Annotated in this window: 17 protein-coding genes; 8 read left to right on the top strand and 9 right to left on the bottom strand. The window is 35.2% G+C overall.

Going from position 1 to position 26,945, the window contains the following annotated elements:
* Window positions 1–69: 69 nt before the first annotated feature.
* The 5 genes from FS85_RS0113725 to FS85_RS0113705 all read right to left on the bottom strand — a co-directional run bounded on the left by FS85_RS0113725 (window position 70) and on the right by FS85_RS0113705 (window position 7,745).
* Window positions 70–2,184: a glycoside hydrolase family 97 protein gene (locus tag FS85_RS0113725; RefSeq protein ID WP_010136935.1), complete on the bottom strand. Its 2,115-nt coding sequence runs from the start codon at window positions 2,182–2,184 to the stop codon at window positions 70–72.
* Between the two features lie 11 nt (window positions 2,185–2,195).
* Entirely contained in the window at window positions 2,196–4,490 is a 2,295-nt protein-coding gene (locus FS85_RS0113720; RefSeq protein ID WP_010136933.1) for a family 65 glycosyl hydrolase domain-containing protein, read from the bottom strand.
* 7 nt (window positions 4,491–4,497) lie between these two features.
* Window positions 4,498–5,151 carry a beta-phosphoglucomutase gene (pgmB, locus tag FS85_RS0113715; protein WP_010136932.1) on the bottom strand — a complete coding sequence of 218 codons (654 nt, stop codon included), beginning with the start codon at window positions 5,149–5,151 and terminating at the stop codon, window positions 4,498–4,500.
* 79 nt (window positions 5,152–5,230) lie between these two features.
* On the bottom strand, window positions 5,231–6,565 hold the full coding sequence (locus FS85_RS0113710; protein ID WP_010136930.1) for an MFS transporter: 1,335 nt from the start codon (window positions 6,563–6,565) through the stop codon (window positions 5,231–5,233).
* 136 nt (window positions 6,566–6,701) lie between these two features.
* Window positions 6,702–7,745: a LacI family DNA-binding transcriptional regulator gene (locus FS85_RS0113705; protein ID WP_010136929.1), complete on the bottom strand. Its 1,044-nt coding sequence runs from the start codon at window positions 7,743–7,745 to the stop codon at window positions 6,702–6,704.
* Between the two features lie 212 nt (window positions 7,746–7,957).
* On the opposite strand from FS85_RS0113705, the gene FS85_RS0113700 reads away from it, so the two are divergent.
* The 6 genes from FS85_RS0113700 (at window position 7,958) to FS85_RS0113675 (ending at window position 19,431) form a co-directional block, all read left to right on the top strand.
* Window positions 7,958–10,864, top strand: coding sequence for a SusC/RagA family TonB-linked outer membrane protein (locus FS85_RS0113700; RefSeq protein ID WP_010136928.1), 2,907 nt, complete (start codon window positions 7,958–7,960; stop codon window positions 10,862–10,864).
* A gap of 11 nt (window positions 10,865–10,875) precedes the next feature.
* A complete protein-coding gene (locus FS85_RS0113695) occupies window positions 10,876–12,498 on the top strand; it encodes a RagB/SusD family nutrient uptake outer membrane protein (protein ID WP_010136927.1) in 1,623 nt (540 codons plus the stop codon).
* 12 nt (window positions 12,499–12,510) lie between these two features.
* Window positions 12,511–13,578 (top strand): SusE domain-containing protein, encoded by a 1,068-nt coding sequence (locus FS85_RS0113690; protein WP_010136926.1) that lies wholly within the window; start codon window positions 12,511–12,513, stop codon window positions 13,576–13,578.
* A 79-nt stretch (window positions 13,579–13,657) separates the two neighbouring features.
* Window positions 13,658–14,605: an alpha/beta hydrolase gene (locus FS85_RS0113685; protein ID WP_010136925.1), complete on the top strand. Its 948-nt coding sequence runs from the start codon at window positions 13,658–13,660 to the stop codon at window positions 14,603–14,605.
* Between the two features lie 7 nt (window positions 14,606–14,612).
* Window positions 14,613–16,517 (top strand): glycoside hydrolase family 13 protein, encoded by a 1,905-nt coding sequence (locus FS85_RS15815; protein ID WP_010136924.1) that lies wholly within the window; start codon window positions 14,613–14,615, stop codon window positions 16,515–16,517.
* Between the two features lie 13 nt (window positions 16,518–16,530).
* Window positions 16,531–19,431 carry an alpha-amylase family glycosyl hydrolase gene (locus tag FS85_RS0113675; protein ID WP_010136923.1) on the top strand — a complete coding sequence of 967 codons (2,901 nt, stop codon included), beginning with the start codon at window positions 16,531–16,533 and terminating at the stop codon, window positions 19,429–19,431.
* A 126-nt stretch (window positions 19,432–19,557) separates the two neighbouring features.
* On the opposite strand, the gene FS85_RS0113670 is transcribed toward FS85_RS0113675, so the two are convergent.
* The 4 genes from FS85_RS0113670 to gyrB form a co-directional block, all read right to left on the bottom strand.
* Entirely contained in the window at window positions 19,558–20,484 is a 927-nt protein-coding gene (locus FS85_RS0113670) for a malate dehydrogenase (protein WP_010136922.1), read from the bottom strand.
* Window positions 20,485–20,585: 101 nt separating this feature from the next.
* Window positions 20,586–21,059 (bottom strand): DUF2059 domain-containing protein, encoded by a 474-nt coding sequence (locus FS85_RS16265; protein WP_010136921.1) that lies wholly within the window; start codon window positions 21,057–21,059, stop codon window positions 20,586–20,588.
* A gap of 100 nt (window positions 21,060–21,159) precedes the next feature.
* A complete protein-coding gene (locus FS85_RS0113660; RefSeq protein ID WP_010136920.1) occupies window positions 21,160–22,206 on the bottom strand; it encodes a DUF6588 family protein in 1,047 nt (348 codons plus the stop codon).
* Window positions 22,207–22,342: 136 nt separating this feature from the next.
* Window positions 22,343–24,280 (bottom strand): DNA topoisomerase (ATP-hydrolyzing) subunit B, encoded by a 1,938-nt coding sequence (gyrB, locus tag FS85_RS0113655; protein WP_010136918.1) that lies wholly within the window; start codon window positions 24,278–24,280, stop codon window positions 22,343–22,345.
* A gap of 294 nt (window positions 24,281–24,574) precedes the next feature.
* On the opposite strand from gyrB, the gene FS85_RS0113645 reads away from it, so the two are divergent.
* Both FS85_RS0113645 and FS85_RS0113640 read left to right on the top strand, forming a co-directional pair.
* Entirely contained in the window at window positions 24,575–25,240 is a 666-nt protein-coding gene (locus FS85_RS0113645; protein WP_394329956.1) for a LysE family translocator, read from the top strand.
* Window positions 25,241–25,490: 250 nt separating this feature from the next.
* Entirely contained in the window at window positions 25,491–26,942 is a 1,452-nt protein-coding gene (locus FS85_RS0113640; protein WP_010136916.1) for an SLC13 family permease, read from the top strand.
* Window positions 26,943–26,945: the final 3 nt, after the last annotated feature.

The following is a 26,945-nucleotide window of genomic DNA, read 5'->3' as shown; positions in this document are numbered from 1 at the left end:
AAAACAAAGGCTATTCCCTATAAAAGTAGAATAGCCTTTTGAACATAAAAAACTAAAATAATAAAATGATTACTTTTTCTCAATAATACTAATAGCGTATCCACCACCAACAGCAGAAGTAAGTTTTAAACTACTTTTATAGTTAACGGTTTTTTGAGTAATTTTATAAGATTGAGAATTGGTGTTGTAATGAGCATCTTTACCATCGGCATAAATGGTTGCGATGTATTTTTTTTCTTTGTCTAAAAAGTCTAATTTAATTTTAGAAGTTCTTTTTTCCATTCCGTTCACATTACCAACAAACCAATTGTTACTGTTTTTGTCTTTACGAGCAATGGTAACATAGCTTCCTGGTTCTGCTTCCAAATATTTGCTAGTACTCCAATCTACAGGCACTTCTTTTATAAACTGAAAAGCATCTAAAAAACGGTCGTAATTTTCGGGCAAGTCTGCGGCCATTTGTAAAGGGCTATACATGGTAACGTATAACGCTAATTGATTGGCAATAGTTGCGTTTACATGGCTATTGTTGTTAGGGTTTAGGTTGGCAATATTCATTTCAAAAATTCCTGGAGTGTAATCCATAGGACCACCAATTAAACGCGTAAATGGCAAAATAGTTACATGATTTGCATTGTTTCCTCCAAAAGATTGGTATTCAGTTCCTCTAGCAGATTCGTTCCCAATTAAATTAGGATATGTTCTACAAATCCCTGTAGGTCTTACAGCTTCATGAGCATTGATCATAATTTTATAATCAGCAGCTTTTTCTAAAGCATATTGATAGTGGTTTACCGTCCATTGGCTGTAATGATAATCACCTCTAGGTAAAATGTTTCCTACATATCCGCTTTTTACAGCATTGTATCCGTTGTCTTTCATAAATTGGTAGGCTTTGTCCATGTGTCGTTCGTAATTACGTGTAGACCCTGAAGTTTCGTGATGCATGATCATTTCCACTCCTTTAGATTTTGCATATTTGTGAATTTCTTGAACATCAAAGTCAGGATAAGGAGTTACAAAATCAAACACATAGTCTTTAGAGTTTCCAAACCAATCTTCCCAACCTTCATTCCAACCTTCGACTAAAACAGCATCAAAACCATGTTTGGCAGCGTAGTCTATGTATTTTTTTACATGAGGGGTGTTTGCAGCGTGTGTGCCATTTGGTTTTACTTTAGAGTAATCTGTTTTACCTAATTGAACTGAAGGAACATCGTTGGTATAAGACCAAGAACTTTTTCCAGTAATCATTTCCCACCAAACACCAATGTATTTTACAGGCTTAATCCATGATGTGTCTTCTATTTTGCAAGGTTCATTAAGATTTAGCGTTATGTTAGAGGCTAAAATATCTCTTGCATCATCGCTAGCAATAATTGTTCTCCACGGAGTGTTACACGGGGCTTGCAAATAACCTTTGTCACCATTCGCTCCAGGGGTTAACCAAGATTGAAATACCATATTTTTATCGTCCAAATTTAGGTGCATGCATGCATAATTTATCAATGCGGCTTCATGTAAATTGATGTATAATCCTTTGTCTGACTTCATCATTAAAGAAGTTTGCACTCCTGTTTTAGAAAAAGCTGTTTGTGACGTGTTTGCTGTGTAAGCTTTGTCAAATAAGCTTCTAATTTCGGATAACTTAGAGGTTGTATAATCATATTCTTGTGTGTCGTAATCTCCAGGAATCCAAAAGGCTGTATGGTCTCCTGTCATGGCAAACTCAGTTCGTTCTTCTTTAAGAGTGAAGTAGGTTAAGTTTTTTTGCTTAGGAAATTCGTAACGGAAGCCTAGTCCGTCATTAAACAATCTAAAACGAATAACTACAATTCTGTTAGAAAGGTTTTGAGTTAAGGTCACCTCAAGTTCATTGTAATGGTTTTTTATTTCCGAAGTTTCTCCCCAAACAGGTTTCCATGTTTCGTTAAAGGTAGATGTGGCTGTCTTGGTAATTTTAAAGTTGTCTAATAAAGATTGTTGGTCGTTCTTTAGCTCTAAACCAAGTTTGCTCTGTTTTACTACGTCTTGTTTCTTGTAGCTTAGTTGATAGGTAGGCGTTCCGTCTGATAGCAAACTAAAATTTAGACTAAATTCTCCGTTGGGAGATGAAATGCTTTGGGCTTGAGTTACCGAGGTAATACAAAGCCACATACTGATAATTAAAATAAGTTTTTTCATGATGTGATGTTTTAATGTATTGCTTTTGCAATGGTTTGTTTTCCGTTTACTAGAATGGTTAAATCTTGAGTGCCATCTACGGTAAATTGGTTGTTTTCTTGAGTGATATTTACGTGTACTATTTGGTTTCTAAAATTAATTTTAAAAGAATATCCTTTCCATTCTTTAGGGATTCTGGGTTCAAAAGAAAGCTGATTGTTTTTTATTCTCATTCCTCCAAAACCTTCTACAATGCTCATCCAGGTTCCTGCCATAGAGGTAATGTGTAATCCTTCGTGCACCTCTTTGTTGTAGTCGTCTAAATCCAAACGAGAAGTTCTTAAGTAAAACTGATAAGCTTGTTCTATTTGATTGAGTTTAGCTGCTAGAATGCTGTGGATGCATGGAGATAATGAACTTTCGTGAACTGTAAAAGGCTCGTAAAAATCGAAATGCTTTTTAATTTCTTCTAGAGAAAAATGATCTTCAAACACGTAAAATCCTTGAAGAACGTCCGCTTGTTTTATAAACGGAGATCTCAAAATTTTATCCCAAGACCAATGTTGATTAATAGGACGAATGTCAGGATCTAACTCATCAGCATACATAAATTCTTTGTCCAAAAAACCATCTTGTTGCAGGTATATTCCGTATTGTTGGCTAAAAGGAAAATACATATTGTCTGCTACTTTTTTCCAGTTGTTGAGTTCTTGCGTAGTAATTCCTGTAATTTTTTGAATTTTGTTGTACGCTTCAGTGTACTTTTCTTTTACAGTTTGAATGTTTTCCAAGGTGTAATAAATACACCATTGAGCCAAATAGTTTGTATACCAATTGTTGTTAATATTATTTTCGTATTCGTTAGGGCCTGTAACCCCTAACATAACATATTGATTTTTGTCTTTAGAAAAACTTACTCTTTGGTGCCAGTAACGGGCAATTCCAATTAACACCTCTAAGCCTTTTTCTGGAATGTAAGAATAATCTCCTGTGTAGCGTATGTAGTTTTTAATAGCAAAAGCAATGGCACCGTTTCTATGAATCTCTTCGAATGTAATTTCCCATTCGTTGTGACATTCTTCACCATTCATAGTTACCATGGGGTACAATGCTGCTCCGTTAGTAAATCCTAAGTTTTTTGCATTTTCTATCGCTTTTTGTAAATGATTGTACCTGTAGGTTAATAAATTTCTAGCAACCGTTTGGTTTTTTGTGGCCATATAAAAAGGCAAGCAATAAGCTTCGGTATCCCAATAAGTGCTTCCTCCATATTTTTCACCCGTAAAACCTTTTGGACCAATGTTTAACCTAGAATCTGCTCCTGAATAGGTTTGGTTTAATTGAAAAATATTAAAACGAATTCCTTGTTGCGCTTTTACATCTCCATCAATAGTAATGTCTGCAGATTTCCAAATTTCTTTCCAAGCGTTTTTTTGTAAGCTTAGTAATTTTGTAAAACCAATTTCAATTACTTGTGTTAGGGTTTCTTTTGCTGCGTGTATCAAATCATTTTTGTCATGATATAGATCTACCGTATAACCAGCAAATTTATGGATGCTAAATTCCAATCCCTCTCTTACTTGCTGGGTGTAAGTAGAAGAAGCTGAAGTGTTGTCTTTTCTGTTTTTTGGTTTGATTTCAATTTCTTGCTGGTCAATAAACAATCGAGACTCCATATAAGTGCATACATGAAACTCTGTTTTTAAAGTATGACTAGTGATAAAAGATTGTTTGTTGTTTTGGGTAATTTGAGTAATTTGCCAAAACTGATCATCCCAGTTAGAATCTTGATTGCTTATTCCTGCATCTAAATAAGGTTCGTAAGTTACGGTCATGTCCTTATCTAATGGAGTAACTGCATACGAAATCATTCCAGCTTCGTTGTGACTTAGGCTTAAAAAACGTTTTGTTGCTACCTTAATTTTGCAATCATTTTGTAAGATAACGGTAAATTCTCTAGAAAACCATCCTTCTTTCATATTAAGCTCTCTTCTAAACGAAAGAATTTCTCTACAAGTGTTTAAGTCTAAGGCCAAACCGTTAATAAATACTCTAATTCCAATCCAGTTGGGTGCGTTTAATACTTTTGCAAAATATTCAGGGTAACCGTTTTTCCACCAACCAACTTTAGTTTTGTCTGGGTAATAAACACCTGCTATGTAACTTCCCTGAAAACTTTGTCCACTGTAATCTTCTTCAAAATTGGCTCTTTGTCCCATCACTCCATTTCCTAGGCTACAAATACTTTCAAAAGCTTCTTGAGTTTTTGGATTAAAACCATTTTCTATAATGGACCATTCGTTTGCTATGTGATTGATTTGATTCATTTCTTTTCTATTTATAGATTAGGTTTTTTAAGTAAACATTTGGGATTTGTGTAAAATCACTAAAAATTTTGTTGGCTTTACTTAAAATTTTTGGGTCTCCAATGCCAATAGTTTTCATATGGGCAGCATTAGCGGCTTCTATTCCAGCTTCAGCATCTTCAAATACAAAACAATCAATCGGAGACACGTGCAATTTTTCTGCGGCTGTTAAAAATACTTCAGGATTAGGTTTGGGATTCGTAACCGATGCACCATCAATAATTACATGAAATTCATCAAAAAGATCTAGTTTTTTTAAAATGTATTTAGCATTCTTACTCGCAGAACCCAGGGCAATTAATTGTTTATGTGTTTTTAAAAAGTTTAAAACTCTTGGTACATCGGGCAAAATATCTGTTTCATCCATCTTGTTTATATAGTCTATATATATTTTGTTTTTATCGCTCATCATACGGTTAAATTTCGTTTCTGATAATTCTACATTTCCCCAGTTTAAAATTCTTTGCAGCGATTCTGCTCTACTAACTCCCTTTAATTGTTCGTTTTCAGTTTCCGTAAAGTCGATATTAATGGAATTGGCAAGCTCTTTCCATGCTAAATAATGGTACTTAGCGGTGTCTACAATGACTCCATCCAAATCGAATATAAATCCTTTGATCATCTTGTTGTTTTTTTAAACCAAACACAGATATACTGTCTTAGTTAAATGTTTTGTTGATTATGTATTTGTGGAGTTCTTGTTATTTTACAAACGATACGTCTTTAATACGTAGGGCTAAAATAGCTGCAATAACAAAAGACACACCTGCAGTTATAAGAGCATAAATTGCTTGATTTCCATACAGGTATTTTACGATAGGTCCACCAATAAGTGCATTGATGATTTGAGGAATGACAATAAAAAAGTTAAAAATCCCCATGTATACTCCCATTTTTTTTGGGTTGATAGCACCAGCAAGCATTGCATAAGGCATGCTAAGGATACTAGCCCAAGCAATTCCTACGGCAATCATACTGCCTATTAAAAAATATTTATCGGTAGCAAAAAAAATAGAGATCAAACCTAGTCCTCCTATAAATAACGAGATGGCATGTGTTTCTTTACGCCCTATTTTTTTAGAAAGGGAGGTTAAGAAAAAAGCAACTATAGCAGAGGTTAGGTTGTAAATACCAAAAATGATTCCTACCCAATCTCCAGCTTCGTTATATAGTGTTGAGTGTGTGTCGTTTGTGTTAAATATATGTTGTGCGATGGCAGGCGTAGTAAATACCCACATACCAAAGAGACCAAACCATGAAAAAAACTGAACTCCTGATAGTTGTTTCATGGTTTTGGGCATGTTTTTAAAATCTGTAGCAATAGATTGTAGTCCAAAAGCTTTGTGCTTGTTTTCTTTTAATTCGTTTTTATTAACAGTAAAAGAAGCTAACTCTTTTGGAGTATATTCTTTTGTAGTAAATACTGTAACGAGTACAGAAGCGATTAAGATGATAGCTCCTATAATAAAAGAAACAATAAGATTTTGAGGTATACCGCTACTGGTTACAGCAGTAAGTCCTAATCCTTTTGCCAAAACATAAGGTAACCACGAACCTATTACTGCACCAATACCTATTAATACAGTCTGAATACTAAATCCTAAAGTCTTTTGATGATCTCCCAAATTATCACCTACCAATGCTCTAAAAGGTTCCATGGCAACGTTAAACGATGCATCCATTATCATAAGCATACCTGCTCCTATCCAGAGTGGTGGTAAAAAAGCAATAAATAAATGGGCTTGTGGCATTAAGATTAGCCCAATTGAGGCTAGTAATGCACCTGCTAAAAAGTAAGGTCTTCTTCTTCCTAGTTTTGTCCAGGTTTTGTCGCTGTAGTACCCTACAATGGGTTGTACAATAAGCCCCATTAGCGGAGCAATAATCCAAAACCAAGATAATTGATGAATGTCTGCACCAAACGTTTGTAGAATTCTGCTAGCATTGGCATTTTGCAAAGCAAAACCCATTTGGATGCCCAAGAACCCAAAACTCATGTTCCATATTTCTGTAAAACGAAGTGTGCGTTTTTTCATTATCGCAATAGTATTTTATTGCCGATAAGTACGAAGACTCATCAAGACTTATTATTAATTTAGTTGAGAGATGTAAAAAAATAAGTCTCGATATTTCTACAAAAGTAGAGTTTTTTTTCAAAATTTCAAAAAAAGTTTATTTAGTTGTCTGTCTTTCAATCAAAGTTGCTTCCATGGTTTGTGTAACAAAGAATTCTGAGTTGGTGTTTTCTTCTATTTTGTCTATCAGTAATTTAGCAGATGCAACTCCCATTTCAAACGCATGTTGGCTAACAGTAGTCATGGCTGGAATAGAGTATTTTGATAAAACACCGTCTGTAAAAGCAATGATTGAAATGTCATCAGGAATTTTGTAATCCATGTTCATGGCTGTTTTCATTACAGTAATGGCAGAAAGTTCGTTTACAGCAAAAAAGGCATCAATATTTGGATGCTGATAAAGTAGTTTAATTATGTCTTGTTCCAATATTCTAACAACTTCATCTTTATCACCTCCTTGGTCTTGAATGCGGATTAACAAATTTGGGTCAAAAGGAATTTCATGATCTTCTAAGGCTTCTTTATAGCCATCCGTTCTAAGTTTTCCTACGGTAATATAGTCTTCTGTGGTTACAAGGGCTATTTTTTTACATCCGCTACCAACCAATTTGTTTACTGCTTTTTTTGCACCGGCTTTGTCATCAATAATTACTTTGTCGCAACCAACTTCATTGGTAACCCTATCGAACATAACAATAGGCATTCCTTGGTTAATGGTTTCTTTAAAGTGATGAAAGTCTTTGTTTAGTAGGGTTTCTTTGGCTACGGAGATGATAAAGCCATCTACACTTCCATTGGCTAAAGTTTCCATATTAATTACCTCGGTATCAAAAGTTTCATTAGAAAGACTTACCACAACACGGTATCCTTTTTTATTTGCTTCACTATCTATACCAGCAATTACATTAGAAAAGAAATAATGTGTTATTTCTGGAATGATAATTCCTATGGTTTTAGATTTGTTGTTTCTTAAATTAAGAGCAATGCTATTGGGTTTGTAATTGTAGAACTTGGCAAAAGCTTGGACTAAATTTTTAGTTTCCTCACTAATTTCATGGCTGTTTCTTAGCGATTTTGACACTGTAGAAATCGATAAATTAAGCTCTTTTGCAATTTGTTTAAGAGTGATTCTTTTTGACATATTTTTAGTTTTGAGGTGCTAAAATAAACATAATCATAAAAAAGCAATATCTGAATTATGAAATGGTTAAAAAACTTACTTTTATGTACTTTTTTATAAAACTTATTAACACGAAAACGTGATAGTTGATTTCCCAATTTGACATCACTTTTATTTTTAGCTACGTTTACGTCGAGATGTAAAAAAATAAGTTAATTACTAAACTTAAAAGTATGAAAAAAACGTTAATTATATTGTTTGTTACTATTCTAATTCCGATGGGAATGATGGCACAAAAAAGTGTTTCTGGAATGGTAAAAGATAAGGCAATGGATTTGCCTTTAGCAGGTGTTTCGGTTTTGGTACAAGGAACAACCAACGGAACCGTAACAGATTTTGAAGGAATGTTTACTTTAAAATTAGCAGAAAATAGCCCTAAGACAATTGAAGTCTCTTTTATAGGCTACAAAACACAAGTGCTAACAATTCCATCAAACGGAAAATTAGAAATTTTGTTAGAAGAAGATGTAACAAGTCTAGATGCTGTTACTTTAAGTGTAGGATATGGTTCTTCTAAAAAAGAAGATTTAACAGGTTCTGCAGATTTAATCACATCTAAATCTTTTAACCCAGGTCCACAACAATCTCCTCAGCAGTTAATTACTGGTAAAGTAGCTGGAGTTACGGTTACTTCGGCAAGTGGAGCACCAGGAGACAAACAAAATATTGTAATTAGAGGTACAGGATCTTTAGTGTTGTCTAGCTCACCATTAATTGTGTTAGATGGATTGCCTTTAAGTGATGAGACTTTAGGAGGAGCAAGAGATGTGCTAAATACCATCAATCCAGATGATATAGATAGTATGGTGGTACTAAAAGATGCATCGGCAACTTCTATATACGGATCTAGAGGGGCAAACGGAGTGATTTTAATTACCACCAAAAAAGGAAAAAAGGGAGGATTTAAATTTTCGTACAATGCAGCTACATCTGTATATACGCCTGCCGAAAAATCTGATGTGTATACTGCGGATGCGTTTAGAGAGTTGATAAACACCATAGGAGATGCAGATGACATTGCCAAGTTAGGAGATGCTAACACCAACTGGCAAGATGAGATTTATCAGACAGCAATTGGTCATCAACATAATTTTAGTGCAAGGGGAAGTGTTTTAAACATGCCACTAAGAGTTTCTTTAGGTTACAGCGATCAGGATGGAATTTTAAAAACAGACAATTTTAAAAGAACAACGGCTTCTGTAAACGTAATGCCTTCTTTTTTAGATGATCACTTAAAAGTAGAGTTGAATACCAGAGGAAGTTTTACAGAGAATACCTTTGCTAACAGAGATGCTATTGGGGCTGCTGTAGGTTTTGATCCTACACAAGCTGTTCGTGATGAAAACTCTATTTTTGATGGATATTATGCGTGGACAGGAGACAATGGTTATCAATTAAACTTGGTGCCAACAAACCCTGTAGCTTTGTTAAACTTGGTAGATGATAGCTCCGAGGTAAGAAGTTTTATAGGAAATGCAAAAGTTGATTACAAATTACATTTTTTACCAGAGCTAACAGCAACCATCAATACAGGGGTAGACTTAACAAATACTCATGGAAGAAAGGTAACTTCAGAAAGCATTCCGACCTCAGATGCAACGTTTAATGGTTCTAGAACCTCTTACAGAAACAATACACAAAACACCTTGTTTGACTTTTATCTAACCTATAAAAAAGATTTTGGAAAACATGGGTTAAATGTTATGGGAGGATATTCTTATCAAAAATTTGAAACAGATAAGTACGACTACGATAGTGAAGCTGAAGAGCAAGGAAATGATTTTGAATATGTAGATAAATACAGAAGTACCCTGTTGTCTTACTTTGGTAGAGCTAACTATAATTTTGATGGAAAATATTTGTTAACTGCAACCGTTAGAGCGGATGCTTCTTCTAAATTAAGTCCAGATGATCGTTGGGGAATCTTCTCTTCTTTTGCTGCAGCATGGAACCTACACAAAGAAAGTTTTTTAGAAGATGTTGATTTTATAAACGATTTAAAATTAAGATTGGGTTATGGAGAAGTCGGGAACGTAAACGGATTAAATGATTATATGTTCTTAACTCGCTATACGGCAAGTACATCTGCAGCAAACTATCAATTTGGAAATCAATATTATCAAACATACAGACCCGATCCTGTTAACAAAGAGTTAAAGTGGGAGGTAGGAAGAACTTACAATGCGGGTATCGATTATGCATTCTTAAATCATAAATTATCAGGTTCATTAAATGTGTATAGAAAAGAAACCAGAGATGTTATTGCCAATACTGTAGTAGATCCTTTTACCAATTTTGGAAATAGAATTGCTGCAAACTTAGGAGATATGGTAAACAAAGGGATTGAGTTTAATGTAAATTGGAAAGCCATCTCTACGAGTGATATAACCGTAGCCTTTGGATACAATATTTCTTATAATGATAATGAAATCACTAGACTACCAGATCAACAATTTACAGGAGATATTAGCGGAGGAACAGGAAACAAAATCCAAACACATGTACAAGGATATGCACCTTTTAACTACTTAGTTTTTGAGCAACTTTACGATACCAACGGAAGACCTATCGAAGGAGCTTATGTAGACAGAGATGGAAACGGAGTGCTAAATGACAAAGACATGTACATGCACAAAGACCCTTATGCAGATGTTACTATGGGATTCAATACCAATATTACCTATAAAAACTTTGATTTTAATATGGTTACCAGAGCTAGCATAGGAAACTATGTGTATAACAACGTGGCTTCTAGCATTGGATTTTCAGATATGCTAACAGACAATGCTATTTTAAATAACATACACAAGAGCTACGAGCAAACTGGATTTCAAAAAATCAACTTGTTTAGCGATCATTATATAGAAGAGGCTTCTTTTTTTAAAATAGACAATGTAGTACTAGGTTATACGTTGCCAGATTTTTATAAAGAAACAAGTGTTAGGGTTTATGGTTCAGTACAAAATGTGCTTACTATAACAGATTATAGTGGTTTAGATCCAGAAGTAAATTTAGGAATAGATAACAATGTGTATCCTAGACCAAGAACATTTGTACTTGGATTAAATGTTAACTTTTAAAATGTAGAAAAATGAAATACAATAAATATTTAGGGATTGTATCAATAATAGCTGTTATGGCTCTTTCTAGTTGTACAGACGAATTAGATCAAAATCCAATAGATCCAGACAGCTTTACAGAGCAAAATGTATTTGCAAATGAAGAAAGCGTAAAAAGTGCTTTGGCCAAAGTATATGCTAGTTTAGTGCTAACAGGGCAAAAAGGACCTGATGGTTTGGCTGATATAGATGGAATTGATGAAGGGACTTCTCAGTTTTCAAGAATGCTGTTTTATATGAACGAGCTAACCACAGATGCTGCAGTTGTAGGTTGGGGAGACCCAGGACTACCAGATTTACACGAAATGTCTTGGTCTGCTAACAATACATTAATAGAAGCTTTGTATTACAGATTGGCTCAGGTAGTATCTTTTAGCAATTCGTTTATTGCTAATGCTGCTCAATTTAGTGGAACGAATGAAGTGCAGTACTTTATTGCTGAAGCAAGATTTATTCGTGCCTATGCATACTACAATTTAATGGATTTGTATGGGGGGGTACCTATTACCACAGAGATTTCAACAGAATTGCCTTTGCAAAATAGCAGAAAAGAGGTGTTTGATTTTGTGGAGGCAGAATTGCTAGAGATTCAAGATTTGTTAAAAGAGTCTGGAACGAATGAGTATGGAAGGGTAGACAGGGTAGCAGCTTGGGCATTATTATCTCGCTTGTATCTAAATGCAGAGGTATATACAGGAGAAGCAAAATACAACGAAAGTGTTTCTTTTTCAGAAAAAGTGATCAACTCATCTTACATCATCAATACAAACGATGCCAATGGAAATGGATCTGCGTACGACGAATTGTTTTTGGCAGACAACCATACCAACGGAGCACAAAATGAGTTTATCTATGCCTTAAACTTTGATGGATTGAATAGCAAAACTTGGGCAGGGACTACCTTTTTAATACACGCTGCTATTGGGGGGTCTATGAATGCTGCTGAATTTGGAGTAAACGGTGGTTGGTCTGGGTTAAGAACTACTAAAGCTTTGGTTGATAAGTTTTCTGATGCAGTAACAGGAACAAGAACGGGTGGTGAACCTATTACTTGGGCGGATGCAAGAGCCATGTTTTACACAGACGGACAGAATTATGAAATTGCAACCATTGCAAATGAATTTACGGATGGTTATGCTGTAACAAAATTTAAAAACGTAGATGTTAACGGAGTGGCAGGTAGCGATCCTACAGGAAATCATACGGATACAGATTTACCGATTATCCGCTTAGCAGAAATTTACCTAAACTATGCAGAAGCAACGGTAAGAGGAGGAGGAGGTAGCCCAGCCACAGCGGTAAACCTAATCAACCAATTAAGAGAAAGAGCTTACGGAGATGCATCAGGAAATATTACAGCAGGAGATTTAACCATTGCCTTTGTAATGGATGAAAGAGCTAGAGAGTTGTATTGGGAAGGACTAAGAAGAACGGATTTAATTAGAAACAATCAGTTTACGGAAAACAGCTATTTATGGCCTTTTAAAGGAGGAGCAGCTCAGGGTGCCAGCGTAGGGAAGTATAGAGCATTATTTCCGTTCCCTAACAATATTATCAGTACCAATCCAAACATCAAACAAAATGATCAATACTAAAAAGCAAATAGGATGAAAAATACATATATAAAAATAGCAAAAGCAATTGCAATGATGGCTTTGGTCCTAACAGCTTCGTGTAGCGAAGACGCTAACTTGGTGTTAGATACAAGTCAGGTGGTAGGGCCGCAGTTGCTAAATCCAACGAGCAGTGTAGATTTAGAACTTAAAATTCAAGACGAGACCAAAACAGCAACCACGCTTGTATGGAAAGCAAGTGATTTCGGTTATGATACAGAAGTAACTTATACCATAGAACTCGCTTTGGCAGGAACTAATTTCGAATCTCCTGTGGTTGCAGGTCAAACAACAAACCAAACATTTTATACGTGGACAGTAGATCAGTTGAACACGCTAGCCATTGGTGTTGGATTGCCTGCTTTTCAAAAAGGAAATTTAGAACTTAGAATTGTTTCTTCAATTGGTTCTCAAAATTCGGTACAATCAGTTTCTGATGTGCTGACCATAGCAATTACACCATATACAGCTCAATTACCTGCGTTGTCGGTGCCTGGAAATCATCAAGGTTGGGATCCGGGAACAGCTCCGTTAATTGCCTCTTCGGCTTTTGGAGAAACAGATTACGAAGGGTATGTATGGTTAGACGGAGAATTTAAATTTGTAGAACCAGATGCCAATGGTGTGTATGCTTGGGGGAATATAGATTATGGAGATGATGGTAGTTTTTCAGGAATATTAACTGCCGATGGGGAATCAAATGCACAAGCAGCAACAGGTCATTATTTTGTGCAAGTCAACACAACAACTCTAGTGTACGCTATTGCCAAATACGATTGGGGAATTATTGGTAGTGCAACTGCAGGAGGTTGGGATGCCGACCAAGATATGATGTACAATGCATCCACGGGTGTTTGGGAACTGACTACAGATTTGGTAGCAGGAGAGCTAAAATTTAGAGCCAACGATGGATGGGATTGGAACTACGGTGATGAAGATGCAGATGGAATTTTAGATTTTAATGCAGGAACAAACATTGCTATTGCCGAAGCAGGAAACTATACCATTGTTTTAGATTTAACTACTCCTAGATCCTATACTTATACAATTACTAAAAATTAATTGAGGTATAAATATGCCTGTTTGACTTTGGTTAAACAGGCTTTTTATTATTACTTGAGAACTATAAAACAATATAAAAATGTCACTAAACACACTAGTTTCTATTTTGTTTATCACCTTTTTTGGGGCTGTACAGGCACAAGTTTCATTGCCCAAAGTGGTACATGGAAGGGTAGAACGTATAGAAAATTTTGAATCTAAGTATGTAACAGCAAGAAATATTGATGTTTGGTTGCCTCAAGGATATTCGGACACTTCAAAATATGCTGTACTGTATATGCACGATGGGCAAATGATATATGATTCAGAAGCAGAAGCAGCTTGGAACAAACAATCTTGGGATGTAGATGATGCGATTGCAGAACTTTTAAAAAAGGACAAGATTAAAAAGGTGATTGTTGTTGGAATTTGGAATGGAGGTGCAACCCGTCACTTTGATTACTTTCCGCAAAAGCCTTTTGAAAACTTATCGCAAGTAAAAAAAGATACAGTGCGTGCTCAATTAAGAAAAGTAGGAATTGCTAACAAAGATTTTCAACCTACATCAGATAACTACTTGCAATTTTTAGTAAAGGAATTAAAACCCATGATTGATAAAAAGTACGCAGTTTTAACTGATAGAGAAAACACCTTTATTATGGGTAGTAGCATGGGCGGACTCATATCATTTTATGCAATTTCTGAATATCCAAAAGTGTTTGGAGGAGCAGCGTGTTTGTCTACTCACTGGCCTGGTGCGTTTACTTTAGCTAACAACCCTATTCCTTTTGCATTTCAAAACTATTTATTAAAACAATTGCCTTGTCCTGAAAATCATAAGATTTATTTTGATTGTGGTGATGTAACTTTAGATGCTTTATACCCAAAAATTCAACAAAAGGTAGATAAGATTATGACTCAAAAAGGATACAGTGCAAGCAATTGGCAAACTAGATATTTTCCAGGAGAAAACCACAGCGAAAATGCTTGGAAAAAACGCGTACATATTCCCTTAGAGTTTTTGCTAAAAAAAACACAAAAAAACTAAAAACCAAATGAAAAAGTTAACCTTGTTTGTTGCTGTAATTTTAATGGTTGTTTCATGTCAACAATCAACCTCAAATTCTTCAAAAAAAGCAACCAAAGAAACCGCTTTTAACGAGCCTCCTAAATGGGCAAAAGAAGTGGTTTGGTACGAAATTGCAGTAGAACGATTTAGAAACGGAGACCCTTCTAACGATCCTACTCCCGAAGATATTCAAGGTGCCTACCCAGGTTTTGTTCCAAAGGGATGGAAAATAACCCCATGGACACAAGATTGGTACAAAGAAGATGGCTATTTTAAAAACACAGACAATCACAAAGACTTCTTTGGAAACACGCTAAACAAGTTTGTAGAAAAGGTTCAGTTAAGACGTTATGGAGGTGATTTGCAAGGAGTGTTAGATAAGATAGATTATCTAGATTCTTTAGGGGTTACAGCTGTTTATTTTCGTCCGCTAAATGATGCTCCTTCTTTGCATAAATACGATGCAAGAAACTGGAGGCATATAGACAGAAACTTTGGTCCAAACCCTAAAAAAGATGCAGAGATTATAAATAGTGAAATTCCCGAAGATCCAACAACTTGGAAGTTTACAGAGGCCGATAAAATGTTCTTGAAAGTCATTCAAGAATTTCATCAAAAAGGAATAAAAGTAATTTTAGATTATTCATGGAACCACACAGGGCATACCTTTTGGGCTTGGCAAGATGTGCTAAAAAATCAAGAGAAATCCAAATACAAAGACTGGTATTGGATAGAGGAATTTGATGATCCAGAAACAGAAAAAAACGAATTTCGTTATCATGGATGGGCTGGAGTTTTTAGTCTGCCAGAAATAAAAGAAACACAAAAACAAGATTTATCAACCAAGGTTAGATCTTTTGAAGGAAACGTGTACAGTTCACAGGCAAAGCAACATATTTTTAACATAACCAAAAGATGGCTAGATCCTAATAATGATGGAGACCCAAGTGATGGAGTAGATGGTTATCGATTAGATGTTGCAGGAGAAATGCCTTTAGATTTTTGGAGAGATTTTAGAAAAACCGTTAGAACTGTTAACCCGAATGCTTATTTGTTAGGAGAAATTTGGTGGGAAGAGTTTCCTGATAAATTATTAAATCCGGCACCTTTTTTACAGGGAGATGTGTTTGATGGTGTAATGAATTACCGATGGTACAGAGCTTCTAGACACTATTTTGCAGCAGCACCCAATAAAATCAGTACTACAGAATTTATAGATAGTTTAACTAGTTTTGATAAAGGACTAAGAAAAAACACTCGTTATGCTATGATGAATTACACTTGCGGATTTGATACTCCTAGATTGTTAACTTCTATGTATAACAAAAATAAATACAAACTAGGCGGAAAAGTACACGAAAATCCTATCTATAAAATCAATAAACCCAACGCTGCTACTTATCAAGAAGTAAAACTTTTGTTAGCACAACAGTATACCTATTTTGGAGCTCCACATATTTATGCAGGTGATGAGATGGGAATGTGGGGGGCAGACGATCCCTCGTGTAGAAAGCCTTTAATTTGGTCGGACTATATTTTTGAAGATGAAGTAGCACATCCATTAGAAGCAGAAAGACCTGTAGATAAAGTAGCTTTTAATCATCAGTTATATAATTATTACCAAAAACTTATCAGAATAAGAAAAGAATATCCTGTTTTAATTCATGGAGATATAACATTTTTAAAAGGAGATGATGAGGTTTTGATCTACAAAAGATTTGATGAATCTAATGAGGTTTTTGCTGTTTTTAACACATCAGAGCATGCCAAAACCATCACTTTAGATCTATCAAGAAAAAAGTATATAGATGTTTTGGGAGGAGCTACAATTCAACAAAAAGAAATAACCATTCCAGCAAAATCATCCTCTTTGTTAGTTGCTGGTTACTAAAAAAATACAATATATGATTCAACAATACTTAAAAGTCATCCTGTTTTTAGTAGGATGTGTATCGTCTTACGCACAGGTTACGATTCGTCCTTTTCCTTTTGATATAAATCAAGAAGCCGCAATAACTATTACCTTAGATGCTAATAGCAATGCAACAGATAGTAATGGGTTTAATAATCCTAATAAAGTGTATCTGCATTCTGGTGTGGGCTCGGACAGCAATGCATGGCAACATGTAGTTGGAAATTGGGGGCAAGATGATGGAGTGGGAGAAATGACTCTAATTGATGGTTTATGGTCTATTACTTTTGTTCCTAAAGATTATTATGGTTTAACCAGTTCAGATTTTTCTAGTATTACCCAAATGGGAATGGTGTTTAGAAACGAAAATGGGAGTCAGCAACTAAAAGCCAATGGAAACGCAGATTTCTTTTTTAGCATAGGCTCTTTTCAGGTGAATTTAACAAGTCCGTTATCGGGGAGTACCACAATTGTAAATTCTGGAGAAAGTTTAACAATAAATGCCAGTCATACCAATGGAAATGCTATCTATACCTTAAAGACTTCTAAAGGAGTTGTTTTAAATACGCAACAAAGCAGTGTTTCTTACTCCTACGAACTTGGCGAAATTAGTAATAATGAAACCTATGTTTTAGAAGTAGAGAAATCAGGGAAAATAATTACGAGAACTTTTAACGTTTTGTTGGCACCTACAACAACAAATCAAACAATGCCAGCGGGGATGAAAAACGGAGCGAATAGAGTTTCTGCTACCGAAGCTATTTTAGTTTTAGATGCACCGTATAAAGATTTTGTTTATGTTGCGGGAAGTTTTAATAAGTACCATCCTGATGTAAATTATGCCATGAAAAAGGATCCTGCCACAGGTAAATTTTGGCTATCATTGTCTGGGTTGTCTTCTATAGAAACCTATCAATATTGGGTGGTAGACAAAACACCAATTGCCAACTCACCAAGTGTGGTAAAAACTGCCGATCCTTTTTCAACATTGGTATTGTCTCCTTTTGATGATTCTTATATTTCTTCACAAATGGATCCTAATCTACCAGAATATCCTCAGGGACAAGAAAGAGAAGTATCGGTATTAAAAACACAAAAAGACGGTTATGTTTGGCAAGTTTCAGATTTTACCAAACCTAAGAAAGAAGATTTGGTGGTGTATGAGGTTTTGGTAAGAGATTTTGATGCGGATAGGAATTACCAAGATTTAATTGATAAAATAGACTATTTTAAAGGGTTAAACATCAATGCGATAGAGTTGATGCCTGTGATGGAGTTTGAAGGGAACGAAAGTTGGGGGTACAATACTTCTTTTCATATGGCTTTGGATAAAGCTTATGGGACTTCGGCTAAATTTAAAGAGTTGGTAGATGTTTGTCATCAAAATGGAATTGCGGTGATTTTAGACATCGCTTTGAATCACGCTTTTGGAAGAAATCCGTTGGTTAGAATGTGGATGAAAGATGCAGATGGAGATGGATGGGGAGAGCCCAATTCTGAAAATCCCTATTTTAATGAAACTCCTAAGCATAGTTATAATGTAGGGGCGGATTTTAATCACCAACAAACCAGAACGCAGGAATATGTAAAACAGGTAGTTGAATATTGGATAGAAGAATATCATATTGATGGATACCGTTGGGATTTAACCAAAGGATTTACACAAAACTGTACAGAGTCAGGAGAATCTTGTACCAATGCTTATCAGCAAGATAGGGTAGCTATTTTAAAGCAGTATGCAGATTATCAATGGCAAATAGATCCAACACAATACGTTATTTTTGAGCATTTGGGAACAAGTACTGAAGAGCAAGAGTGGGCTAATTACAGAGTTACAGGAGAGGCAGATGGAATTTCTAAGGGAATTATGATGTGGGGTAAAGTAACAGATGCCTACAATCAACTAACCATGGGATATTCTCAGAATGCAAATATTTCTGCGATGGATTACAGAACAAAAGGCTTTCTTAAGCCAATGTTGATGGGGTACGCAGAAAGCCATGACGAAGAAAGGTTGATGTATAAAAATTTAATGCATGGAAATTCAGCCATGTCCAATCATAATGTAAAAGATTTAACAGTTGCTTTGTCAAGAATGTCTGCTCACGGAGCATCTTTGTTTACAATTCCAGGACCTAAAATGATTTGGCATTTTGCTGAACTGGGAATGGAAAATTCAATTTTTACCTGTAATAGCGGAACCGTAAATACACCTAATGATCCTATTTCTGGCGATTGTAAATTAGAGACCAAACCGCAGCCTCAATGGGTAAATAATTGGACATTTGATGTAGCAAGACAGAAAATTTATCAAGATTGGGCAAGGTTGATTGAATTGAAAATAAATGAGCCTGTTTTTGAAGGGGATTTTTCTATACTTCCTGATGGTAACACTGTAAAACAAAGAATATATGTTTGGGATGATGCTATAGAAAGCACCAAACTGAAAAACGTAGTGGTACTTTGTAACTTTTCTGTAGCGAGTCAGACAATAGTGCCTAATTTCCCTTTTTCAGGTACATGGTACGATTTAATGGATAAAAGCGGAACTTCTTTTATTGAGGTAACCAATACCCAATCAGGGATTGTTATTGAGCCAGGTCAATTTAAAATATATGGAAATCAGCCGTCTATTAGTACATTAAGTACAGATGTGTTTAGCAAAGACAACCGCGTATTAGTAGTTCCAAATCCTGTAAAGGAAGAGTTTGTGTTAACTACGGCAGCAGACAGTGTTGTTTTGTATGATGTTGCCGGTAATGAATTGGTGAAATGGAATGGAGGGAATCCGTCAAATCAATCGTATAATATAGCTTTTTTAAGTAAGGGAGTGTATTTTTTAAAAATACAAAAAGGAACTACGTCTGTGGTAAAAAAAATCATCAAAGATTAGTTTAAGGTTGTTTATAAATCTTTGTTTTTGATATTTTGTTGGGGCTACTATGCCACAAAATAGTGGCCTTTTTTATAAAAAAGCCTTTTGTAATAATTACAAAAGGCTTTTTAATTTACAATTAAATTAGACTTCTAATAAGCTGTTAGTTTTCTTAACGGCATCGGCAGAAGAGGCAAATTTTGCTTTTTCTTCTTCATTTAGTTCTATTTCTACAATCTCTTCTAGTCCGTTTTTTCCTAAGATACAAGGTACACCAATGCACAGCCCTTCTTGTCCGTATTCTCCTTCTAAATAAACAGAACAAGGGAATAGTTTTTTAGAGTCTGTTGCAATAGCTTGCACCATGGCAGATACTGCTGCTCCTGGTGCATACCAAGCAGATGTTCCTAGCATTTTGGTTAAGGTTGCTCCTCCAACTTTAGTCGCTTCGGCAATTTCATTCAATTTTTCATCGCTTAAAAATCTAGAAACACGCATAGAGTTTCTAGTGGCCAAACGAGTTAGGGGAAGCATTCCGGTATCAGAGTGTCCACCAATTACCATTCCGTCTACATCAGATAATGGAGCGTTTAAAGCTTCGGCAAGTCTGTATTTAAATCTACCAGAGTCTAAAGCACCACCCATACCAATAATTCTGTGTTTAGGAATGTTTAACTGCGTTTTCACCAAATATGTCATCGTGTCCATCGGGTTCGATACTACAATGATAATGGCTTCAGGCGAATGTTCTAAAATGCTAGTGGCAACAGATTTTACAATTCCAGCATTAATACCAATCAATTCTTCGCGAGTCATTCCCGGTTTTCTTGGAATCCCAGAGGTAATGACTGCTACATCAGAGCCTGCTGTTTTGGTGTAATCGTTGGTAGATCCTGTAATTTTGGTGTCAAAATTGTTTAAAGAAGCGGTTTGCATCAGGTCCATTGCTTTTCCTTCGGCATAATTTTCTTTGATGTCTACAATTACTACTTCAGAAGCAAAGTCTTTAATTGCTATGTATTCTGCACAAGAAGCTCCAACCGCTCCTGCACCAACTACGGTTACTTTCATAGAAGTTTGTTTTTAGTGATTAATTTCTTTTTTGATGTATTAAAATTAGCAAATCGTATTGTGTTGTACCTATGATATTGGTCAGTATCCTAAAAAAATATTTAGGAGTTTGTAGATTTTAACGCTTTGATTCTTTTTTTAATTCTGCTTTGCAGTTCCGGAATTTCTTTTTGCATAATAGTCTGCATCAATTCAGCACTGATAACAGGTGTTAGTTTGATAAGCTTTTTTCCTGTTTCTGTTTTGTAAAAAGCAATAAGGCTGTCGATATCCTGACTGGTAAAATGTTTAGAGTAGATTGCAACCATTGGACCTTTTACAATATTTTGACCGTAAGTTTTTAGTTCTTCGTTTAAAATGACTTTTGCTTGTTTCATTTTAGATTTTTCTTCTTCGGTTTTTAGGCTAGCTTCTACTTGTTGTAGCATTACAGGTAGCATTTGATCCATAGTTTGTTTAATCATTTGGTCTGCTTGCATTGCCTCAATTAGCTCTAATACTTTTTCTCTAGAAGTTTGTGCTTGTGTTGCTAGTGATACAATGCAAAACAATAGGCTGAATAGAATTTTTTTCATTAGGTTGATTTTTTATCTTTCCCTAAATATACTAATTGAAAACAAAAAAGCCTATTGTAAACTTATTTACAATAGGCTTTATTTTTACAGTGTTGATTTGTTATCTAAAGCTAAATGCAATTCCTGCATTAATACTATTGTATTCTTGAAGTGTATAACTACCATAAATTTTAAAGAAAGCTAAATTAATACTCATTCCAGCAGTAGTCATAAAACTGTTGATATCGTTTTCTAAATTTGGTAATGTATCTGGATCAATAGTTCTCGTTTGTGTTGTGGTAATTCCTCCGATAGTAACATCGTAATCAAAACTATAGTCACCACTTACTACCAAAGACGAAGTTCCTTTAGAATAACCTAGCCCAACAAAAAAGTTAACCAACTTTAAATCTATGGAACCTAAGAGTTGACCTGTGTAGGTTTGTACTTCCATGTCTATGCTTTGTCCTTCTCCTCCTGGTAGGTATTGTGAGTTTAGCTTTGTATAACCACCAAATAAAGAAATATCAACTAGCGGAATTCTATTTGCAATGGGGAAATATTGTAAGATGTTGTGTTTTATTCCAATACCAAATAGGTCTGTTTTAAAATCATCACTTCCAACTTCTGGTACAAACCTTACGGTAAGGTCTGTTTTAAAAGGAAGTCCGATACCTGCTTGTACCATAGCAAGAGGAACCTGATCAAAGCCGATATCATCTGTTAGGCCGTTAAGTGCATCAAACTCAAATTTTCTAGTTTCGCTTACTCCTAAATAACTTACTTCTTCTTCGTAAATTAACACTTGGTTGGTGCTTTTTCCAAAAGCAGTAGGTAGGCTTACACTAGCTTCAGTATTGGATTTTTGAGTTCCTTGGATGTACAAGTTCTCGTAGTCTCCGTTTTTGAACGTAAAGTTTTTTTGTCCGTTAGGAACCGCAGATAAAGTTGCGTTTAAAGTAATATCAAAACCTAATAATTTATGTGGCTTGGCAGTTCTATACCAACCGCTGTTTAGGTTGTACATACTTCCTTTAAAAGCTGGGTCTAAGTAGGATTGTAGCATGGTGCCTGCATCTTTTCCTAATACCAAAAACTCTTCAATGTCTTGTGCTTTTGCAGAATTAATAGAAGCTACAAAAGCAAAAATCAACAGTATTTTTTTCATAATAGCATATGTTTATAAGTTGTGAACCAATTTACGAAAAATAACGTGTTTTGGTTTTATTTGCATATTAAGTAATTAAAAAAAGGAGATAAGTCATCACTTATCTCCTTTAATTTTTTGTTATACCTATCTTTAGTTAGGCATCAATATTAGCGTATTTTGCATTCTTCTCTATAAACTCTCTACGTGGTGGTACTTCATCACCCATTAGCATAGAAAAGACTCTGTCGGCTTCTACATCACTATCTATACTTACTTGTCTTAAAGTTCTGAATTCTGGATTCATAGTTGTATCCCACAACTGTTCTGCGTTCATCTCTCCTAGACCTTTGTATCGTTGTATAGATGCAGAGCCTCCAAATTTCATGTTAATCATATCACGTTGGTTGTCGTCCCAAGCGTATTCCTTTTTGTTTCCTTTTTTTACCAAATATAATGGTGGCGTAGCAATGTATACATATCCTTGTTCAACCATTTCTCTCATGTATCTAAAAAAGAAGGTTAAGATTAGTGTTGCAATGTGAGAACCGTCTACATCGGCATCACACATAATGACAACTTTGTGATAACGTAGCTTGGATAAATTTAAAGCCTTGCTGTCTTCTTCTGTTCCGATGGTAACTCCTAATGCGGTAAACATGTTTTTGATTTCTTCATTTTCAAAAACTTTGTGTTGCATGGCTTTTTCTACGTTTAAGATTTTTCCTCTTAAAGGTAAAATGGCTTGAAATTCACGATCACGTCCTTGTTTTGCGGTTCCTCCTGCCGAATCTCCCTCGACTAAGAAAATTTCACATTTTTCAGGATCTGTTTCCGAACAATCTGATAATTTACCAGGCAAGCCACCAATAGACATCACGGTTTTACGCTGTACCATTTCACGGGCTTTGGTTGCTGCATGGCGTGCTTGTGCGGCCAAGATAACTTTTTGTACTATGGTTTTGGCATCGTCTGGGTGTTCTTCTAAATAGTCTGTTAACATTTCTGACACGGCCTGACTAACAGCAGCAGAAACTTCGCGGTTTCCTAGTTTTGTTTTGGTTTGTCCTTCAAATTGTGGTTCTGCAACTTTAACAGACACGATAGCGGTTAAACCTTCGCGAAAATCATCTCCAGAAACATCAAATTTTAATTTAGATAACATTCCGGATGCATCTGCATATTTTTTTAAAGTGGTAGTCAAACCTCTTCGGAAACCAGATAAGTGGGTTCCTCCTTCGTGTGTGTTGATGTTGTTTACGTAAGAGTGTAAGTTTTCTGCGTAAGAGGTATTGTAAACCATTGCAACTTCTACAGGAATTCCGTTTTTTTCTCCTTCCATAGAAATCACATCAGCAGTTAATTGCTCACGTGTACCATCCAAGTACTTTACAAATTCAGCCAATCCGTCTTCAGAGTGGAATGTTTCAGAAATAAAATTTCCTTCATCATCTTTGTGGCGTTTGTCGGTAAGCGTAACGGTAATTCCTTTGTTTAGGTATGCTAATTCTCGCATACGATTGGCTAAGGTTTCGTAATTGTACTCTGTAGTTTGTTGAAAAATAGATTTGTCTGGAATAAAGGTAACTTCGGTTCCTGTTTTGTTAGAGTCTCCAACAGTTTTTACAGGGTACAAAGCTTTTCCTCTTTCGTATTCTTGTTCCCAAATTTTTCCCTCTCTATGTACGGTTGCTTTTACATGATCAGACAGGGCATTTACACACGAAACTCCAACCCCGTGCAAACCTCCAGATACTTTATAAGAGTCTTTGTCAAATTTACCTCCTGCACCAATTTTGGTCATTACTACTTCTAACGCAGAGACTCCTTCTTTTTTGTGAATCCCAACAGGAATTCCACGTCCGTTATCTTGTACGGTAATAGAGTTGTTTTCGTTAATAAATACTGAAATTGTATCACAATGTCCTGCCAAGGCTTCATCTATAGAGTTGTCTACAACTTCGTATACCAAATGGTGCAATCCTCTTACTCCTACATCTCCAATGTACATGGATGGTCGCATACGAACGTGCTCCATTCCTTCTAGTGCCTGAATACTATCTGCCGAGTATTGTGGCTTCATTTCTTCACTCATCTTATTTTTGTGTTAATTTATTTTTTGATTCAAAACCTATCAAATATAAGTAAATAAGCAGTTTTACCATAAAATTGTAAGTGAAATTTGTAAAAACTACAAAATTAAAAAAAGGGCTTAGAATGGCTAAAAAGGGCTTAGGATTAAAAATTGCTTTTTTGAGCTCTATTTAAAAATTAAGATAAAGAGAAAAATCGCTTAGATTTAAAAAAACAGTTCGTAAAAATGCTTAATTTCTTTGCGATTGCTAAGAATTAATGCTGATAAGAGTTCGTTTCTGTTTCAAAAGCATTCATGTATGTCCTGAAATTCCTTTTTATTTGCAGGTATAGATATGTTATGAGTTTTTTAGTGAGTTTATTTTCCGGATATATTATTGCTGCATTAGGGAGCATAACCCCAAGTTTTTTGAACTTAACCATTGTTAAAACAAGTTTAAAAAACGGAAAACGTTCTGCCATATATTTGGTAGTTGGTTTCATTACGGTATTGTTCTTTCAAGCGAATATTGGAGCCTACTTGGCTAATGTTTTAATGAAAAATTCCGAATATTTAACCACCATACAAAAAATAGCAACAGGTATTGTATTGCTGCTTTCTGTCAACTTTTTTAGATTGCATTTTAAATCATCAAAAAAAGTAAAAAAGAAACGCATTCCTAAGTCTAAAGCTTACTTGCATGGAGTAGGAATGGCACTACTAAATATGTTTGCCATACCATTTTATTTTACAATTATTTCGTTTCTTATTAGTATGGATTATTTTAGTTATTCTATACAAAATAGTCTAATTTTTTCTGTTGGATCAAGTCTAGGTTCCTTCACAACATATGTTTTGTATGCTGTTATTGCTAGTAATGTTAAAGATAAGTTAACCTATGTAGCAACTAAGATGGATTTGATTTTAGGATTCTTAACAGGTGTTGTTGGCTTGATAAACATAATTACCTTGCTCCGTTAAATTATGTTTTTTAGATAACACTTTATTTAAGACTTAAGAAAGAATTAAAGTTGTTTGTTTTGAGAAAAGCAGTAAATATTGCTTATTGTTTTAAAAAAAAATAGATAGAAATCGTTATCGATTAAAAAAAGCAATACTTTGTTTAGCTGTTTTTAATAATATGTTAAAACTAATTCTTTATGAGTATTATCATATAATTAGGATGTGTTTCTGTCGAATTTTACAGTATCAAACTAAAACAACAAAAACAATGGCAGATTCTAGACTAGATTCCCTAAGAAAATTTAAACAAGTCCAGACTATGGTCGATTTTCAAGGGAGAATCATCAACTTTTTAATCAGTATTATTTTAGCTTTTGGAGGGACTTACTTTTTGCAATCTCCTGAGCTCGATACTCCCCAAATCTATGTGTTATTTTTACTAATCTTATCAGTTTGTTTGTGGGTAACCGAAGCCATTCCTCCTTTTACGGTAGGACTACTCATTTTTGGATTTTTGGTCTTCGCCCTCGGAAAACATTATCACGATATAGATCCTACCACCTCTAACAAAGTTGTTCAAAAATACGTGCAAACTTGGTCTAACTCTGTAATATGGTTAATGCTAGGTGGTTTTTTTATGGCCGAAGCGATGCAAAAAGTAGGTCTAGACAGAACGATTTTTAAAATGACCATTAAAAGGTTTGGTACCAAGCCAAGATTTGTTTTGTTAGGAATTATGTTGGTAACTGCTATTTTTTCTATGATTATGAGCAACACTGCAACCACAGCCATGATGATTGCTTCGGTTTTGCCATTTTTAAAAACACTACCCAAAGATGCAAAAATCACCAAAGCCTTATTAATAGGTATTCCAGCAGCGGCTTCTTTAGGTGGAATGGGAACCATTATCGGTTCGCCACCAAACGCAGTTGCGGTAGATGGTTTGTTACAAAATGGTATTAAGTTTGGGTTTTTAGAATGGATGATGATTGGGTTTCCGGTAGCAATTGTATTGGTTCTAATTTTTTGGTTGATTTTGATTAGCAAATTCATTCCAAGAGTATCTACAATAGATTTAGGCTTTTTAAGCGAAGGTGAGCCCGAAGAAGGATCTACAGAAAAAATGTTCTTATTAAAAAAGAAATTTGTTTTGGGCGTGTTGGTAGTAACGATGTTGCTTTGGCTTACAGGAAAGTTGCATGGTATCTCTGCATCAACCGTTTCTATGTTGCCAATTATGATGCTTACCATGTTCCGTATTGTAAATTCGGAAGATGTACGAAAATTGCCTTGGGATACGTTGATGTTAGTAGCAGGAGGTTTGTCTTTAGGGTTGGCGATTAAAGAAACAGGATTAGCTGCATATTACGTGGGATTAATTCAGGAATACAACTTAAATTTTGGAGTAATGATTGGGGTTTTTGCGCTTATCACCGTAGTGTTGTCTAATTTTATGAGCAATACGGCTACTACGACTATTTTAATTCCTATTGCCATTATTTTGGCAACAGACAACCCTTTAATTCTACCTTTAGTTATTGGGTTTAGTGCATCAACAGCTTTGTTTTTTCCAATTTCTACACCTCCCAATGCAATTGCATTTAGTACGGGGTTAATAGAACAAAAAGACTTTCGATTTGGTGGAATTATAGCAGGGTTGTTAGGGCCACTAATCGTGGTGTTAGTGATTCTTGGATTCCAAATGGTAGGATTGATTTAAGAG

Origin of the sequence: Ochrovirga pacifica (genome assembly GCF_000220525.1) — a bacterium.
GTDB lineage: Bacteria > Bacteroidota > Bacteroidia > Flavobacteriales > Flavobacteriaceae > Ochrovirga > Ochrovirga pacifica.
The sequence above is the reverse complement of the archived record's forward strand: the minus strand, read 5'-3'. Positions and strand labels throughout refer to the sequence as shown.

Coding starts and splice junctions, on each gene's coding strand:
- FS85_RS0113660 (WP_010136920.1), bottom strand. CDS start 22,206: ATGAAAAAAATACTGTTGATTTTTGCTTTTGTAGCTTCTATTAATTCT.
- FS85_RS0113690 (WP_010136926.1), top strand. CDS start 12,511: ATGAAAAATACATATATAAAAATAGCAAAAGCAATTGCAATGATGGCT.
- FS85_RS0113670 (WP_010136922.1), bottom strand. CDS start 20,484: ATGAAAGTAACCGTAGTTGGTGCAGGAGCGGTTGGAGCTTCTTGTGCA.
- FS85_RS0113725 (WP_010136935.1), bottom strand. CDS start 2,184: ATGAAAAAACTTATTTTAATTATCAGTATGTGGCTTTGTATTACCTCG.
- FS85_RS0113685 (WP_010136925.1), top strand. CDS start 13,658: ATGTCACTAAACACACTAGTTTCTATTTTGTTTATCACCTTTTTTGGG.
- FS85_RS0113675 (WP_010136923.1), top strand. CDS start 16,531: ATGATTCAACAATACTTAAAAGTCATCCTGTTTTTAGTAGGATGTGTA.
- FS85_RS0113645 (WP_394329956.1), top strand. CDS start 24,575: ATGTATGTCCTGAAATTCCTTTTTATTTGCAGGTATAGATATGTTATG.
- FS85_RS0113695 (WP_010136927.1), top strand. CDS start 10,876: ATGAAATACAATAAATATTTAGGGATTGTATCAATAATAGCTGTTATG.
- FS85_RS15815 (WP_010136924.1), top strand. CDS start 14,613: ATGAAAAAGTTAACCTTGTTTGTTGCTGTAATTTTAATGGTTGTTTCA.
- FS85_RS0113705 (WP_010136929.1), bottom strand. CDS start 7,745: ATGTCAAAAAGAATCACTCTTAAACAAATTGCAAAAGAGCTTAATTTA.
- FS85_RS16265 (WP_010136921.1), bottom strand. CDS start 21,059: ATGAAAAAAATTCTATTCAGCCTATTGTTTTGCATTGTATCACTAGCA.
- pgmB (WP_010136932.1), bottom strand. CDS start 5,151: ATGATCAAAGGATTTATATTCGATTTGGATGGAGTCATTGTAGACACC.
- gyrB (WP_010136918.1), bottom strand. CDS start 24,280: ATGAGTGAAGAAATGAAGCCACAATACTCGGCAGATAGTATTCAGGCA.
- FS85_RS0113710 (WP_010136930.1), bottom strand. CDS start 6,565: ATGAAAAAACGCACACTTCGTTTTACAGAAATATGGAACATGAGTTTT.
- FS85_RS0113700 (WP_010136928.1), top strand. CDS start 7,958: ATGAAAAAAACGTTAATTATATTGTTTGTTACTATTCTAATTCCGATG.
- FS85_RS0113720 (WP_010136933.1), bottom strand. CDS start 4,490: ATGAATCAAATCAATCACATAGCAAACGAATGGTCCATTATAGAAAAT.
- FS85_RS0113640 (WP_010136916.1), top strand. CDS start 25,491: ATGGCAGATTCTAGACTAGATTCCCTAAGAAAATTTAAACAAGTCCAG.